This window comes from Legionella anisa (assembly GCF_001467525.1).
Taxonomy (GTDB): domain Bacteria; phylum Pseudomonadota; class Gammaproteobacteria; order Legionellales; family Legionellaceae; genus Legionella; species Legionella anisa.
Window position 1 is genome coordinate 1 of sequence record NZ_LNXS01000052.1, and the last position, 422, is coordinate 422.

Sequence of the window (422 nt, forward strand, 5' to 3'; positions counted from 1 at the left end):
TTCATAAATAACACTAAACTGCCCCTCATTTTTTAACCACCATCCATCGCAACCTTGTCCCCATTTAAAATGGAGTGCATTGTTTATTGAGACAGCCTCTTCTCTCACTACAGATTCTAATACATGCGATTTTAGGCTTTGACTTAAGCCGGAGACTGAATCACCATTTAAGAGCCCGATGTCTGTTGTTTCTTGAAATTCTTTACGCAAAAAATAAAAAATAGAATTTTTTTGAAATCCATGCCGCTCAAATTCAAGTTTGAACCCTAATTTTTTATAAAATTCTATTGCCTCCCAATCCATAGTGTTAACTGTTGCAAAAGCGCAGCCTTTCTCACTACCATACTTCAATGCCTTTTGCATGAGTTTTGTTCCCCATCCTTGATGTCTGATGGATTCACTCACCCAAAGATTATCGACAT

General features: G+C 37.2%; 1 protein-coding gene. It reads right to left on the minus strand.

Annotation, left to right across the window (positions count from 1 at the left end):
• On the minus strand, positions 1-422 hold a 422-nt coding region (locus Lani_RS19575), incomplete at both ends, for a GNAT family N-acetyltransferase (protein WP_156415173.1).